Origin of the sequence: Acinetobacter bouvetii DSM 14964 = CIP 107468 (assembly GCF_000368865.1) — a bacterium.
GTDB classification, from domain to species: Bacteria; Pseudomonadota; Gammaproteobacteria; order Pseudomonadales; family Moraxellaceae; genus Acinetobacter; species Acinetobacter bouvetii.
Genome location: NZ_KB849727.1, coordinates 83,552 through 99,430, shown reverse-complemented (window position 1 = coordinate 99,430; position 15,879 = coordinate 83,552). Strand labels below are relative to the sequence as shown.

Below are 15,879 nucleotides of genomic sequence, written 5' to 3'. Positions count from 1 at the left end.
AGATTAACAGATGATCTACAGTAACCGCTTTTTATTCAATGATTCAACCTTTAACATGATGATAATATGAACGTATAACATTAAGGTGCCCTAAAAAATAAATATGCAGATTTGTTTAGCTTTTCAGGCTGGTTTCTTTTCTTTAATCATTTTTTCACTTACAGGGTGCAGTTTGCCAATGAATGAATCTAAACCTGATGCGCCTATTTATATGCATACGCAGCATTGGCTGAATGAACCCGGTGTAGAACAGCATTTGTCACAAGGTTTAACTGCATATTTAGCACTGGATGAAGCATTTATGAGCATTGCCTCACGCGTGCATTTAATTCGAAAAGCGCAGCATACAATTGATTTGCAATATTACATTTGGAAAGACGACTATATTGGCCACATGATGCTGCAGGAACTTTTAAAAGCTGCAGATCGCGGCGTGAAAGTCCGATTGCTGATTGATGATCAGAATGGCACACAGCTGGACAAAGTCTTGAAACCGTTGGCCTTGCATCCTAACTTTGAAGTTAAAATATTCAACCCGTATAAATTTAGAAAACTGCGCATTGTCGATTACGCTTTTCGCTTCAAATATATTAATCACCGCATGCATAATAAGCTCATTATTGCAGACGGCGCTATTGCCGTCACAGGCGGCCGCAATATTAGCCGTGAATATTTTGATGCCAGTGATAACTTTCAATTTACCGACTTAGATATTTTATTTTATGGCACTGCTGTCAAACATGCGAATGAAGTCTTTTCAGATTTTTGGAATGATGATTTAAGTTATAGCGCATCACAATTATTAGGAACTAGCTCAGAATCCGAGCTAAAAAAATTGCGTCATCAATATGAACTGGATGCGACGCAAAAAAACCAAGTTGAAAACAAAATTGAATTTGTACAAAAACAATTAGATAAAGACCTAAAACAGCGTTCTTTCAACTGGGCGCCGGCACATTTTGTTGCAGATAGTCCAAATAAAATTCGCGGACAAGCCAGCGGAAATCAGCTCATTTACAATCAAATGCATCATCTGATGGGTGAGCCTAAAAAGCACATGGAGTTGGTTTCGGCTTATTTTGTCCCAACCCAGCGCGGAGCAGACTATCTTTCAAAATTGTCGAAAAATAATATTGAGGTCCGTGTTTTAACCAATTCTTTTGCTGCCAATGATGTGGCCGTTGTACATGCTTTTTATAACAAATACCGCCATGAATTACTAAAAAATGGCGTGCAATTGTATGAGTTTAAGCCCTATTTAGAGCGCAAAAAAAGAACATGGTATGAAGTAATGACGGGAAATGTAATTCCTGCAAAAGGAAAAAGCGCTTCTAGCTTGCATGCAAAATTTTTCGATATTGATGGTATTGTCTTCATTGGTTCTTTTAATTTTGACCCCCGTTCAGTGAACCTAAACACTGAAGTTGGCTTGGTGATAGAGTCGGATGCATTGCAAAATGACATTTCAAAAATACTGAATCAATACTTACCGCAAATTGCCTATCAACTTAAGCTAAATGCAAACAATGAAATCATCTGGACAGATCAGCGCCCCGATGGTTCTATCCATGAATTTAAAATTGACCCCGGAACCACACGGTTTCAGAGGTTCAGCATGAAAGCAGTTTCATATTTGCCTATTGAATGGATGATGTAATGACTTAGTCATTACATTTAAATACACATAAGCCTTTTATTTCTAATGAGATTGTACAGTTTTTAAATTTTGCATCTTGAAAAGCTTTCACATGCTCAGCGACAGACATGTACAGTTCATTGTTTTGCATTGCGTCTGGTGCATATAAATGATCACAGACCAAATAGCGGCCATCTGGATTCATCATTTTTTTAACTGCTTGATGGAATAACGGTGCATGGCGCTTATGCCTTAATTCATGAAGCGCCTGATGAATAATAATCACATCAAAAGGTTTATATGAACTCTGACTTTGCAGGGCCTCCTCCCATTGTGGCTGTTTAAAATCGCCTGTAATAAACCGGCATCGCTCCAACTCAGAAGGTATTAACTTGTGCTTTGCAAGCGCGTGCATTGCATCCGAAAAATCAAAAGCAGTGTATTGAATATCGGGACATTGCCGAATCAAGTGTTCTGCCAGATAACCCGGCCCAGCACCGAGTTCAAGAATATGACCTTCGGGCGCGTGCTTCAGAATTTCTTCTGCATAGTAATCAAAAATTTTATAGCGCCATGGCCGTTTCACATTGACTTCATTGGCCCATTGCAGTGCATCCGCCGCGTTTTTGAGATCAATTGGACTGTGCACATCTTCCGGCTGCATATCTTTATCTTCTTATCAATGATTCATGACTATTTATACTTAAAAAAGATCAATCCATGCAAAGGTTTTACAGCTGTTTTTCATTGCTTTAAAATTGCGTCTTTGCTTTTTCTCCTGTTTTGTGGTCTCTCAATGCAATTTTTTGATTTAAGCCGTCATTTTAATATTAATGATATTTTAATCCCTTATAAGACTTTAGAAGACTTAGGCCAGCAAGAATGGATCTTGGCCAAAGTCCGTGTAGAACATGACTGCTTAACTGACAATGAATTTCTAGAGGGTCAAGCGGTGCTAAAGTCCAATCAGAATATTCAGATTGAACTGGAATGGCTGATTAGAGATACGGGGCATGAACTGCAGGTTTTATTCAAAGGTGTGGAAACTGATGCCGCTGCAGAAACATTGGTTTTGGTGAAAGGCGCTCAATTGGTCGATGCCGAAAATCAAACGCTGTCATCGCAAGCGCTGAGCCTTTGGATTGATGGAACATTGCTGCCCCTGCTGCCAAATCTCCGCAAGGAAATTAAAGCGCGTTTAAATTTATGGGATTATGTGGAATATGATGGTTAATGCTGACATCAGTGACGGCGTTTAAACGGCTGCGCGCAGATGCAGCTCATTTAAAGCGGCTGCTAAAACATCAAAAACTTTTTTGTCTATGCACTGTGCGGCATTAAAACGGATAAACTGCGCAGCATTTTTGGATTGGCTGAAAGAATTTCCCGGCGCCAGAATAATGCCTTTATCCAAACACAGCTGCGACAGCTTGGCCGCATCAATATGCACGGGCAATTGACACCATAAAAAAATTCCTGCTTTCGGCAAAATGACAGGGTAGATACCCAATACGGCCAGTTTTTTCACCGTCTCAGACATAGTTTTTTGCAGCTGTTTTTTCAGCCATTCAATATGGCGCAAATAACTGCTGTCAATCAGCGCCTGGTAAATAATTTCTGCATTTAAGTGGCTGGTATTAAAGTGTGTCGCAATATTCAGATCGATTAATTGATCAATCATCTCTTCTTGCGCAATAATGTAACCGCATCGGATAGCCGCCGACAGTGTTTTTGTAAAGCTGCCGATTTGAATCACCTGTTTCAATCCCAGCAATGTCAGATAGCGCGGTGCGGGAACATATTCAAAGTCGCTAAAGATCTCATCTTCGATAATGTACAGCCCATTTTTTTCCGCAATTTTGGCAATTTCAAAGGCAGTTTGCATCGAAAGTACGGCGCCTGTCGGATTATGAATACCTGAATTCGTCAGATACAGTTTAGGCTGATAGTGCATTGCCTGCTTAAATGCCTCGATCTCTGGGCCATTTTTACCAAATGGCACTGCAATGCAATTGAGCCCGTGCGCCTGAATTAACGCCCTAAAATTAAAATAGCACGGGTCATCAATAATGACGGTATCGCCTGCTTTTAATAAATGCCGGAAAATCAAGTCAATGGATTGCGTAGCTGAATCACTGACTAAAATTTGCTTCAAAGTCAGCATGATATCGCAGACTTCCCGCTTTCGCGCAATATAGCGCCTTAATTCAACATGCCCATGCGGAATAGAATAATCCAGCAGCAAACTGCTGTCTGCTTTTGCGGCCATCTTCAATGCTTTTCGCAATGCCTGTTCCGGCATCCACTCTTTCGGCAGCCAGCCGCAGCCTGGCTTTAACATATGCGCTGGAGCATCTAAAGACTGGCGGGAAATCCACAGCGGATCGACTTCACGGCGATATTCAATTGTATGCTCTGACAATAAGGCCGATGCAATTGAGGGCGGGCAAATAAAATAGCCGGCGCCAATTCTAGATTCTAAAATTCCAGCACTGACCAAGCGCGCATAAGCTTCTACAACAGTCGATACTGAACAGCCATGCTGCAGTGCATATTGGCGCACAGAGGGTATGCGCGCCCCTGCAGTGAGCTGACGCTGTAAAATTTGCGCTTTGATTTGCTGCATCACTCCTTCAATTTTTGTCATTTCTTATTTTCCTGTTTAGCTGACCTTTTCTATTTTAGAAGGGAAAAAGCCGTACAGCTCAATGAGCCGTTTGCGGTGAGGCAGAAGATTTCATATCACTGCATGAACTATGATTCAGCTTATAAAAACCGTCTTTAAAAAGCAAATTGTATGGGTATTTATGCCATAACAGTTCTTTTAAATTGTATTGCACTGTATCTGTTTAACACGCCAGCCTTGGCTTAAATTTCTGAGCATCATTTGCGGCAATACATGAGCAGGAATACTAAAAATGAAAGCACTTCACCAAGGCTGGCTGTACGGATTAATCGGCGTAGTGATTTTTGCAGGTTCTATGCCCGCTACACGGATCGCGGTGCATGGTTTCAGCCCGGAATTTCTGACTGGCGCACGTGCCTGCATCGCTGCTGTTTTGGCTTTAATCTTGCTGATTGCCCTAAAGCAGCCAAGGCCATCCCCACAGCAAATAAAAGCTTTATTCATTATATCCGCAGGTGTTGTTATCGGCTTTCCGCTATTCACAGCACTGGCTTTGCAAACAGCTACAGCTGCGCATTCTTTGATTTTCATTGCCTTGCTGCCACTAGCCACCGCTTTTTTTGCGGTGCTTCGCGCAAAGGAAGCACCTAAACGTGCGTTTTGGATCTATACCTGCATCGGCAGCAGCTTAGTGATTCTTTTCATGCTGAATCAATCTGGATTGCATCTCAGTGCTGCTGGCGATGGCTATATGGCTGCTGCAGTTTTGCTGTGCGGATTAGGCTATGCAGAAGGTGGCGTACTGTCGCGTGAATTAGGCGGCTGGCAAGTGATCTGCTGGGCTTTAGTGATTGCATTTCCGGCCATGTTGCTGATCAGCTGGATTTATTTTCCGCAAGATTTTTCTGCAGTACCGCCATCAGCCTACTTAGGATTGGCTTATGTATCACTGTTCAGCATGCTGATTGGATTCTTTTTTTGGTACAAAGGCTTAGCGCTTGGCGGTATTGCAAAGGTCGGACAAATACAGCTGATACAGCCATTTATTGGCCTGATTCTTTGCGCCCTAATACTCAATGAACATGTCACACTGCTGATGATTGCTGTTTCTTTGGCAGTTGCTGCCTGCGTTGTAATGGCCAGGAAATATGCTTAAGCCTAAGCTGGACTTTATCAAAGCTTCATCTGATATCAATCAAACAGCGGGTAAATAACCAATGGCCTGAATGACCAGTTCATTTAGGCCTGTTTGCAACTGATAACAGCAGAGAACTGCTATATTAACAGCTCAAAACTAGAATAAAAAAGGCCCCATCATGAATTTGCAGGACTGGAAGCACATCCAAAAAATTGCGGCAGCTGCACAGCAGTCCTCTATGCACTGCTCTATTGCAACGGTCGATCAAAATTTACAGCCAACCATTACACCCATCGGCACCCTATTTCTGCATGAAGCTACTTTTTCAGGCTTCTTTTTTGATACCTATTCTGAAGCGCTGCAAGAAAATTTGCCTCAGAATCCTAAGGGCTGCATACAATTTATTAACAGCAGCAAGCTGTTTTGGCTTCGCGCATTAGTACAAGGCCAATTTCAGGATTTTCCCGGTGTCCGGCTTTATGCTGAGATTGGAGATTTGAGGCCCGCAAGCGCTGCTGAAATGGCTCTGGTCAATCAGAGAATTAAAGCATTAAGCTGGACCAAAGGCAGTCAGCTGATTTGGAACGACTTTAAGCTGGTTCGTGATTTTAATGTGCATGATTATAAATGGGTCAAATATCCCCATATGATGCCGGATCATTGAACGGCACCACTAATATAACTTAAAGTAAGCCTATTTCTGAAAATAAAGAATGATAGGCTTCCGCTTTTTTTTCTAACGCCAGCGGATAAGCACGCGAGGAAGACGGCATTCGATACAGTGTCAATTCTCGGCCTGCAAAAGTGTTTTTGACCGAATAGCCGATTTGTGGTTTTTCTGCCGCTGCTGGCATCGACAGCATCAGCGTATCGGTTGCTTTATCGCCTGTGGTCATTATGCTGCGGCAGGCAGGCATCTGTTTCAGCAGCATGGCAATATCTGTGGGCTGGTAAATCTGCAAAAATTTGTCTGATGCATTGCCTTTGAGGCGAATGACCTGATACGCCGTATCAAAAATGCCAATGCCCTTTTCATTGAGAAAATCCCGGATGTACTGTTCTTTGAATGTTTTCGCATCGAGATTTAAGAAATAATTTTTGTCTTGAAAAAAGCATAAGCCAAAGATTTTCCACATATCGTTTTGGTAATTTGGATAATAAAAATCCATTTTCCAGCGTGCCTTTGGCGGCGGGAAACTGCCGAGCATCAAAAGCTTGCCATTTTCAGGCAAAAATGGCTTTAGGGGGTGGGTTTCTATTTCAGACATTATTTATAATCAATAGGTTAGGTTGAATTTGCAAGGGTGGTTTTGATTGTGCGCCATAGAGTTATCTTCCTAGATCTTAGCATAATATCTGATTTTACAGCGATGTCACCTACTCTGCTAAGTGTGTTCTTGATTAACACCTGCAAAATTTCTGCAAAACCATGGTCGAAAATATAGAAAGTACTGACCATTATGACGAAAGAGAATCATAAAAATATGATGCTATTTTCTCAATATCTATTGAATTATGAGCATTCTAAATTTGCGCAATGAGCTTCCATGTAATCCTTTTCTCTACGGATCAGCTGGCGGACTGTAAGTACTGTAATACCATTGTGGATAATTTCATTTAGCCATGGTTTTTCGAGCTGTATCAGCCATGAAAATAGCCCTTATCAGAAGATTATTAGGGTTATTTTGACACTCCAGCGCAGTGCAGTTTTTGGAGTGTTCCAATCAAGAAAGTGTAACTGCTTTTTAATTTTTGTTAAAAATAAATAAAGAAAAGACTTCTGAATTGATATAGAATTCCTTTAATTTTTAGCACAACATTTGCTAAATTTTTATTATTTTTAAATACATACTTTAAACTAATTTAAAATTCGAGTAGTCCAATAATGCAATTATTAACTTCAAAATTTTCAAAACTAAGTTTTATTTCTCTCATAGGCTTAACTATCTCTGCATGTGGTGGAGATGGCACAGGTGACAGCTACAATAATAGTACCGCTAAAACGTCAATTAAATTTCCAATGCATACTTACGAATTAATAGGTGAAAGAAATGATTCTATAGGAATGGAATTATATAAAATATTTAGTGAATCACTCATATTACGCGACAATGATGTTTTTCTAACCACTAGAACACAAGTTGATTTTGCTCAAAACTACGCTACGGCAGAAAATCCTTTTACAGAATATGATTTCACTCTTACTAAAGATAAATTATACGAATCTAATGGTTATAGCCTGCCTCTATATTTAGAAAGAAATGGGCAAGGTTCTGTAGTAATTTCGCATGACCAGCACAAAGGTGGCCTAACGCAAACCATTACATTTAAGACGCTGAGTCTGTCTAAAAAGAAAATGAACTCATCGGAAGTCATAAACTCTATTTTCGCTTCTGAAAATCTCAATTCAGAACCTACTGAATTTTTAAAGCTTAGACTTGCCTTTTTCAAATCTGCTCAAACTTTTCCTGAGGGAGCTGAATGTTACCAGTTTTTAAGCACCCAACTTTCGCACTCTACTATTGAATTTGATAAAACCAACTTAGTCAATAAAACATATTCAGCTTGGGTAAAAGAGAAAAAAACTCAAGGTTTAAATGTTATTACAGAACAGTGGGCAAATAAGAATGTTGCATATGTAAAAAAAGCTGATGGTGAGGTTTCAGATGACTACCAAATGGTCGTAGCGGAATTAAATGGAAAATTATATTTTGGCGACTACACCTCTGACGAAAAAGTAGATTTAAGCAAATATATTGATCCTTCACTTAAATCCGGTTTATGTTCAGCTTTCGATCAAAAAGCTGCTTACGGGCTACATTTAGCGTTTAGAGATCTACCAACGAATCCTTGGTAATAACATATAAAAAGGCGGGTTTTCCCGCCTTTTTATACTCTCCAAAATTTGCAGCTTTCAATTTTGATCGCTGAAATCAATCACCTCATACCCCACACCCATTGATCAATCATCCCATTCAACATCCAAAGCCTTTTTTAGGCTTTAATGCGATTTTTGCTTTGTCATAAACTATGCTGTAAGTTCTCTTTCCAGCGGTAAAAGTTCGATTTACTTTAAGATTTTTTCAGCCGCTTCACAACCGCTGAGGTATGCGCCATGCACAGTACCCGCATATTTCAAACTGCAATGTTCACCTGCAAAGAAAATAAGCTTTCTAATTGGCTGATGTAATATCTTAATAAGATCATCAGTGTGATTTAGTGACGGAAAACTAAAAGAACCGCAGCTATAAGGGTCCACTCCCCAACGTGTAACTATTATTTTTTTAGGTTTATTGGGAATTCCATGAAATTGTTTTTGTAAGCTGCTAAAGACAAAATCAGATACTTCACTATCCGTTGAATTGTCTATAAACTTTGATTTATCCCCTCCAAATAGCATTAAATAAGTTGGTTTTTGATAAATTTTAGATAAATCTAAAATGTTAAAGCAATCGGTGTCATTCCAATAAAAATCACTAATCTTCTCCACTGAACCTTCCAACCGAAATGGAAGCGGTTGCTCTAATTCAAAAAATACTTTATTGAAAGATCCAAACCCGATTTCTTGAATAGAGTGAATATAATCACGAGATAATGGCGGGTGAAACTCTATGTGATTTTTTTTCAGAATGCCAAGTGGCACGGTAACCACTACGCGCGAACCTATGTAAACATTATCATTGGAATCGATAAGCTTGACACACTCATCCTCATAATTAATTGTTTTAACATCTATATTTAATTTAAATTCTATATTTTTTGAAATACTTTCAATAACCTGACAGTAGCCCTTGGTAAATACAACCTCATTACCTTGGAAGTATCCCTCATGATTTTGATAATTTGAAGAAAGCAGATCTAGATTTGCAGCAAATGGATCATTTGCTATTCGTTCAAAGAAGCTTAATAATAATTTTTTAAGGTAGTTTTCTGAAAATGTATTACCTGAATAATTTAAAGAAAATATTATTTCTTTAATGGCTTCAAGAGCAGATTTTTTGTGTGTTTGAGAAAGTGATTTTTCTATTTTATCTATAAAAAACTCAAACTCTTGCGCTTCTTTTTCTGAAAAGAATTTTCCATTTTTATGAAAATATTGTGAATTATCATAATTAAAAATAGTCGTTCCTATATTATTTTCTTGGGTAATAGCCCATATAGGATTATCATCAATTCCATGAATCCATGATGCACCCAAATCAAAGATATCCGAATCAATTTTTCTAGAGTTTATGCGCCCGCCAATACTGGATTTAGCTTCTAATACGATAACTTTTTTACCATTTTCTTGCAGTTTTTTTGCACATGCTATTCCAGCTATCCCTGCGCCAATAATAAGAATTGGTAAATTAATATCACTATTATTTTGCATAAATTTCCTATAATTCCTCATTAAAGTTAAGATAATACACCTTATATCAAACACTTTAATTTATTCTTTCCAAATCATTCTTTTACTTTTAACCGTTCTAGCCTTCAGCGCACTGAAACGGCTTTTTTGTGATTATTCACGTTCTGCACCAGTTCATTGACTAAATAATACATTTAAGAAGTCTGGACTTTAGCCTGTTCTAACTGCTGAAGTATTGATCACGCGGCGCTGCCTTATCTGCGGCCTCCAGATCCGATTGAATCCAGTTTTTATGACAACTGTTTAGGAATGCTATTGGACTAATACTGCGGAATATTCGCTCTTTCTTTTTTATTTGGCTGTTCAACCTTTCAAAACTTTTTAAAAGCCGCGATTTCCGGAGAATATCAGCCGACTAAACTTTAGTGATATTTCATAGATGCAATCTAGTTATAGATATATGTTAAAACTTAAAGTGACATAGTAATTTTAAATGCATCAATACTTTTTATCTTTATTTTGCTTTGACTGTTTAAATTCTCCTTCTTGAATAATAAAAGTAGGTAAAAATGGCAGTTTTTGAAGCTATTTTGGAAGAAAATAACAGCAGTTTTCGCAATTATGCAAGAAACTCAATTCATCAAAAAATAGCTAAAATCTTAGTTAAAACCTGGATGAGTTCTAAACTTATAAAACCTGACGGATTTTATCCGCAACCTCTTTTGCCCAAATTTGGTAAATCTCTTTACTTGGATGAAAGCCATCTTCAGCCATTTCTAAGTTCAGCGCCTAATACTTTTGCAAATCATATTCAATCCATTGCATATGCTCATGCGCTTGTATGAATTTTTCTAATTCAGCATTCATTTGCTTGGCATACTGTCCAAACAGCCAGCCTAAAGGATTTGGCAGCGCAGGAAACATATGCATTGGGGGAACGCCTGCGGCAATAATAAGCTTAGGGGCGAACTTCTGCTGAATTAAATTGTACAGCTCATGCTGTTTTTTGATCCATTGCCGAGCCGACATGAGTTTTGTGACATCATTGACACCGACAGAGGTCAGCACCGCGTCATAATGACGGCTTTCTAAGGTATTTACGTTTTTAATGATTTGATGGCTATTATCTCCTGACTTGGCATGCAGTTTCCAATCCAGCGCATAATCCATTTTTAATTCATTAATCACGGCGCCAAGCAAAGCATCTTCCTGAGACGTGACGCCAACACCCGCTGCGGCAGAATCACCAACAATTAAAATAGACAGCGGTTTTCCTGCGCCAGTTTGGCCAATACGTGCACCTTCAGGTTCGGGCAAACGCGGCGTATTTTTTTTAACGCGGCTTCCTTGAATGACCAAAGCTGGAATTAAGGCAATCGTTGCTGCTTTTAAAAACATGAAGGGATTACACAAAAGATGGATGCGGAAAGTTTAAAGGATTCAATATCTATCTGCATTAACTGTAAGCAAAATATCTAAGTGAAATTACATCTTTACTTGGACGAATTATTGAGTTGCTCAAAGCTCGGTCATTGAGAGGCAGATAAGTACGCAATATTATTGCAGAGGCGGATCATGCATTTTGAAGTAAATACTGCATGCATTATCCATACTTATCTGATAAACAGAGTGTATTGAATATCAAATCAAGCAGGCTAGATTGCATGATCAATAAAATCACCCTCACTTTCGTGATGGCTATCATAAGCAGCGCATCAGCATTTGCCCTGACGGACGCAGAACAAAAGCAGGTGGATCATCTGGTTATGCTGTTTAAGCAGAACCATCCGCAAAAGATTGCGCTTAGCATTCAATATCCATTGCAGCGGGAAGCTCCAATTCCTGCTATTCAAAATACCGCAGAGATGGAAAAACGTTTTAATCAAGTCTTTGATGCTCAGCTGAAACAGGACATTGCCAACTCTCAGCTCAGTCAGTGGAGTTCCATGGGCTGGCGCGGCCTGATGTTGGATAATGGTAAAGTTTGGCTGGACGGCGGAAAAATTACAGCGGTCAATTACAGCAGCAAGGCTGAACAGCAATATAAACAAAATTTAATTGCACAGCAGAAACAGCAGCTGCATCCATCATTGCAGAAGTTCAAAGCGCCCGTTTTCAGTTTTAACACCCAAAGTTTTATGGTGCGCATTGATGAGCTGAACAATGGCCAATACCGCTACGCTGCTTGGAAGGCCAATCAAAAGCAAGCGGCAAAGCCATCCTTAATCTTAAATCAAGGTTCAGTAACATTTGATGGCAGCGGCGGCAACCATTATTACACCTTTAAAAGCGGTTCAAATATCTATACGGTTGAACGCATTGTGATGGGTGAAAATACAGTACCTGAAGTGATATTGCGGGTAAAACAGCGGAATAAAATCATTCTGAATCAGACTGGAAAGCTCATGAATTAAAGCCATTGAACCACAGGATATTTGAAAAATAACAAGGCAGAATGTTTTTAAATACGGGCTGTTTCAATATCTGCGCATTTAAAAATCAGACAGGTTCATGCGCCTTCACGCCTTCCCAGCCAATCATGGCCGTTTTACGCGGAACTCCCCATTTGTAACCGCCCATAATGCCTGTTGAACGGATAACGCGATGGCATGGAATTAAAAACGCAACAGGATTGCGGCCTATAGCCGTGCCTACTGCCCTGTTCGCTTGCGGACTTTTAATATCCTGCGCAATATCGCCATAGGTTTTGAGCTGACCCATCGGTATTTTCAGCAGGCTTTGCCAGATTTTCAGCTGAAATGGCGTGCCTTTTAAGTGCAGTTTAACTCTTGGCAGTGATTCTGCATCAGCAAATATACGCAAAGCGCTTTGTTGAAAAGCGTCTGTTTGCTCTGTGAATTGTGCCTGCGGAAAAGCATCAAGCAGTTGCCGGCAGGCCAATGCTCGGTCATCTTCAAAAGCCATATGGCAAATCCCTTTGTGTGTGGACGCTATAATCACCTCACCAAAAGGTGTATCTGCAAAACTGTATGAAATTGCCAAGTTTTTGCCCTGATTCTTAAATTCAGCAGGCGTCATGCCTTCAATCTGAATAAAAAGATCGTGCAAGCGGCTTGGGCTGGAAAATCCAGTTTCATAGACTGCATCCGACATTGAAAAGTTAGTGTTATTCGCCAAAATCTTTTTAGCATATTCCGCACTGATATATTGCAGAAACTTTTTGGGGCTGACGCCCACCCAGTCTTTAAACTGTTTTTGAAAATGCACTGGGCTGAGGTGAACAGACGCAGCGATTTCCTCTAAACTTGGCTGCTGTTTAAAGTTCTGATGAATATATGCAATTGCATCTGCAATTCGGTCATATTGATTCTGTTTGCACATTTCAGCATTTTTCATAGGTGCAGCCTCCACTATTTCTCTCAGTATAAAAACATGCATCCGCAGAAAAAATCCGAAACTTGTGTTTTATATATGTCATGTAAAAAAAAAGCTCCATAAGGAGCTTTTTTTTTAAGATGGCCTAGCCGAGTTTCATTACTAATTTTAAAGGCAATACTTTCATTACTGTGCCTAGCGGCAGCCAAGGCCATTTTGGCACATACGCTTTAACTGGCTCTTTTTCAATTTCAGCGGCCAACAAGCGTGAACCGGTTTTTTCATCCACCTCAAAAGGCAGTTTTTTTGCGCCTTCATTAATTTCTGTGCGGATATACCCTGGAAAGATCGTCGAGACCTTAATCGGCGTATTGATCAATTCTGCACGAATGCCTTCCGCCAAGTGTGCAACACCGGCCTTGCTTGCGCCGTAAGCAGTCAAGTGTTTTGGCATGCCGCGCACTGCGCTCATGGATGAAATCACCACCAAATGCCCTGCATTTTGCTCACGGAAAATTTCAACCGCAGCTTCACACTGTGCCAAAGCAGAAATAAAGTTGGTTTCTACTGTGGCGCGGTTAATATCAAAATTGCCTTTACCAATGCGGCGGCCATCACCGACACCGGCATTTACAATCACACGGTCAATCGTGCCGAACTCTGCTTTAAAAGCGCGGAAAACTTCAAAGACCTGATCATAATGGGTCACGTCTAAAGTTTTAGCGATTACTTTTACGCCGTATTGACTTTCCAGTTCCTGCTTTAAGATTTCCAACCGCTCCAAACGGCGGGCGCAAATTGCAAGGTTATAGCCTTTTTGCGCAAATTCACGGGCCATCCCAGCGCCAATACCTGAACTTGCGCCTGTAATTAAAATTGTTTTCGCCATGACTTTTTCCTTAATTTTTTAATCAAATCCATGTCAATAAATTTGGATTGGCAGCTTTAATAAAATGATGCTCATTCAAACTTAACAATTGCGGCTCATTGCCCACTAAGCGCAGTGTAGTGATGCTGGTATTCGCAATTGCCCAATTCAGCGCAAAAGTTTTTTCAGGGCTAAGGCCTAAAATTTTGCCAACAGCCACCGAAATGACACCGCCGGAAGTAAACACCACAGCATAGCGCGGCCTGGTCTGCGCCAGTTCATCACACAAATGTTGCAAGGCAGTTTCTACACGGCTTTTAAAATGCGGCCAAGATTCATCATATTCATGGTGGTATTCGCCGCCGGTCCAGCGTTCAATGGCGCCTTCAAAAATTTTGGCTAAATACGCACGCGGATTGGCTTCTTTAGAAACATCTTCTTTCAGCAAATGCGGTTCATTAAAACGCGGTTCATACTGCGCAAAAACCTGCTGATGATTAAATTCATTCCAAGCGCTGTCCGTTACAATTTCACTTTCTGGAAAGCATTTTTCCAGCGCGAGGCTGGCGGTTTGCTGATGGCGCTGCATAGATCCTGCAACAGCATAAGGCGCTTCTTTCAAAATCTGATCAAAATACTGACCCAGCACTTTTGCCTGAAGCTCGCCATTCGGCGAAAGCTTGTCATAGCTTTCGGCGCCAAATGAAGCCTGACCGTGACGAACTAAATAAATCGTGGTCATTTCCCTAAAATATCCTTCATCTTTTCAATGTATTTATGCGCAATTTCATTGGCTTCAATTTTTTGCAGGCCAATCAATTTTAACGCACGGATGTGCAAGGCATGAATGACAATCCAGAAATCCTTAAAGGCTGGATTGTTGGTTTGCTTATGGTAAAACCGGTAGTAAATTTGCTGCGCAATGACAGCTAAGCGGAAAATGCCGAACACTTCATAAAAGGTCCAGTTGTCTGTGTGCAAACCTGTTTTTTCCAAATAGTATTCTACAACTTCTTTGCGGGTAAACATGCCTTTTAAGTTGGTTGGCTGGCGGCGGGTGGCCTTGAAAATCGCATTGTCTTTATCTTCAACCCAATAGGCTAAAGCCGAGCCCAAATCCATCAGCGGGTCACCCAATGTCGCCATTTCCCAATCCAGCACACCGATCACCTGTGTCGGGTTTTCCGGGTCTAAAATGACATTATCAAAGCGCCAATCGTTATGAATTATGCAGGTATTGGTATCTTCAGGAATATTTTCTTTTAACCAATTGCGCACATATTTGAATGACGGCACATTTAAAGTCTTGGCTTTTTCATAGCGGGCATCCCATCCCTCAACCTGACGGCGGCAGTAACCTTCACCTTTGCCTAATTTCTCAAGCGCTGTTCCCTTATAGGGCACCTGATGCAATTCAATCAATTTATCAATAACATTGATACACAGCTCGCGGACTTGCGCTTCATTAAAGTTCAGTTCTTTGGGTAAGTTTGCACGCGGGATAATGCCTTCCACACGCTCCATCACATAGAAGTCGCAGCCAATAACCGATTCGTCCTGACACAACGCCACCATTTCAGGCAAAACCGGGTAAAACGGTTTCAAATTTTTCTGAACGTTGTACTCACGCGCCATATCATGTGCAGACTTTGCTTTTGTGCCTTTCGGCGGCCGGCGTAAAATCAGGTCTGCGTTTTCATACTTGAGCCGGTAGGTCCAATTCGATGCGCCGCCAGAATATTGAGTCACTTCAACTGGCCCAGCAATATCTGAACCATTTTCAATGAGCCAGTTGCTCACTGCGCGGATATCTAATTCTTCACCCTCTCGAACTGATCCGCCTACATCAATGACTGACATTCTTTTATTTCCCTAAAACCTGAATTTCTATGATTTGAATTGCGGACTTCAACTGTGCACTGTT

Annotated in this window: 14 protein-coding genes and 1 pseudogene; 6 read left to right on the top strand and 9 right to left on the bottom strand. The window is 40.4% G+C overall.

Annotated features, from left to right (window positions below):
* Positions 1 to 103 precede the first annotated feature (103 nt).
* Entirely contained in the window at positions 104 to 1,657 is a 1,554-nt protein-coding gene (locus F941_RS07510; protein WP_018572502.1) for a phospholipase D family protein, read from the top strand.
* Positions 1,658 to 1,661: 4 nt separating this feature from the next.
* Here F941_RS07510 and F941_RS07505 read toward each other — a convergent pair whose 3' ends face one another.
* On the bottom strand, positions 1,662 to 2,300 hold the full coding sequence (locus tag F941_RS07505) for a class I SAM-dependent methyltransferase (protein WP_005009683.1): 639 nt from the start codon (positions 2,298 to 2,300) through the stop codon (positions 1,662 to 1,664).
* Positions 2,301 to 2,432: 132 nt separating this feature from the next.
* On the opposite strand from F941_RS07505, the gene F941_RS07500 reads away from it, so the two are divergent.
* On the top strand, positions 2,433 to 2,870 hold the full coding sequence (locus F941_RS07500) for a hypothetical protein (RefSeq protein ID WP_005009682.1): 438 nt from the start codon (positions 2,433 to 2,435) through the stop codon (positions 2,868 to 2,870).
* 21 nt (positions 2,871 to 2,891) lie between these two features.
* Here F941_RS07500 and F941_RS07495 read toward each other — a convergent pair whose 3' ends face one another.
* Positions 2,892 to 4,283 carry an aminotransferase-like domain-containing protein gene (locus tag F941_RS07495; protein ID WP_005009681.1) on the bottom strand — a complete coding sequence of 464 codons (1,392 nt, stop codon included), beginning with the start codon at positions 4,281 to 4,283 and terminating at the stop codon, positions 2,892 to 2,894.
* 271 nt (positions 4,284 to 4,554) lie between these two features.
* Here F941_RS07495 and F941_RS07490 point away from each other — a divergent pair, with 271 nt between their 5' ends.
* Both F941_RS07490 and F941_RS07485 read left to right on the top strand, forming a co-directional pair.
* Entirely contained in the window at positions 4,555 to 5,418 is an 864-nt protein-coding gene (locus F941_RS07490) for a DMT family transporter (protein ID WP_005009680.1), read from the top strand.
* A 160-nt stretch (positions 5,419 to 5,578) separates the two neighbouring features.
* Entirely contained in the window at positions 5,579 to 6,064 is a 486-nt protein-coding gene (locus F941_RS07485) for a pyridoxamine 5'-phosphate oxidase family protein (RefSeq protein ID WP_005009677.1), read from the top strand.
* Positions 6,065 to 6,083: 19 nt separating this feature from the next.
* On the opposite strand, the gene F941_RS07480 is transcribed toward F941_RS07485, so the two are convergent.
* The gene (locus F941_RS07480; RefSeq protein ID WP_005009675.1) at positions 6,084 to 6,668 is read right to left on the bottom strand and encodes a uracil-DNA glycosylase family protein; all 585 of its coding nucleotides are present in this window, start codon (positions 6,666 to 6,668) and stop codon (positions 6,084 to 6,086) included.
* 617 nt (positions 6,669 to 7,285) lie between these two features.
* On the opposite strand from F941_RS07480, the gene F941_RS07475 reads away from it, so the two are divergent.
* On the top strand, positions 7,286 to 8,257 hold the full coding sequence (locus F941_RS07475; RefSeq protein ID WP_005009673.1) for a hypothetical protein: 972 nt from the start codon (positions 7,286 to 7,288) through the stop codon (positions 8,255 to 8,257).
* A gap of 210 nt (positions 8,258 to 8,467) precedes the next feature.
* Here the strand turns inward: F941_RS07475 and F941_RS07470 are convergent, their stop codons facing one another.
* Positions 8,468 to 9,772 (bottom strand): NAD(P)/FAD-dependent oxidoreductase, encoded by a 1,305-nt coding sequence (locus F941_RS07470; protein ID WP_005009670.1) that lies wholly within the window; start codon positions 9,770 to 9,772, stop codon positions 8,468 to 8,470.
* A gap of 666 nt (positions 9,773 to 10,438) precedes the next feature.
* Positions 10,439 to 11,149: pseudogene (locus tag F941_RS07465) on the bottom strand (SGNH/GDSL hydrolase family protein).
* A 266-nt stretch (positions 11,150 to 11,415) separates the two neighbouring features.
* Between F941_RS07465 and F941_RS07460 the strand changes: the two are divergent.
* Positions 11,416 to 12,165, top strand: coding sequence for a hypothetical protein (locus F941_RS07460; RefSeq protein ID WP_005009667.1), 750 nt, complete (start codon positions 11,416 to 11,418; stop codon positions 12,163 to 12,165).
* 85 nt (positions 12,166 to 12,250) lie between these two features.
* On the opposite strand, the gene F941_RS07455 is transcribed toward F941_RS07460, so the two are convergent.
* From F941_RS07455 to F941_RS07440, 4 genes are all read right to left on the bottom strand, one after another.
* Positions 12,251 to 13,093, bottom strand: a complete 843-nt coding sequence (locus F941_RS07455; RefSeq protein WP_026253331.1) for a bifunctional transcriptional activator/DNA repair enzyme AdaA — start codon at positions 13,091 to 13,093, stop codon at positions 12,251 to 12,253.
* 139 nt (positions 13,094 to 13,232) lie between these two features.
* Positions 13,233 to 13,976: an SDR family oxidoreductase gene (locus tag F941_RS07450; RefSeq protein ID WP_005009665.1), complete on the bottom strand. Its 744-nt coding sequence runs from the start codon at positions 13,974 to 13,976 to the stop codon at positions 13,233 to 13,235.
* A gap of 22 nt (positions 13,977 to 13,998) precedes the next feature.
* A complete protein-coding gene (locus F941_RS07445) occupies positions 13,999 to 14,697 on the bottom strand; it encodes a histidine phosphatase family protein (RefSeq protein WP_005009664.1) in 699 nt (232 codons plus the stop codon).
* Positions 14,694 to 15,815 carry a phosphotransferase family protein gene (locus tag F941_RS07440; RefSeq protein WP_005009663.1) on the bottom strand — a complete coding sequence of 374 codons (1,122 nt, stop codon included), beginning with the start codon at positions 15,813 to 15,815 and terminating at the stop codon, positions 14,694 to 14,696. The genes F941_RS07445 and F941_RS07440 overlap by 4 nt, the downstream gene beginning before the upstream one ends.
* Positions 15,816 to 15,879 lie beyond the last annotated feature (64 nt).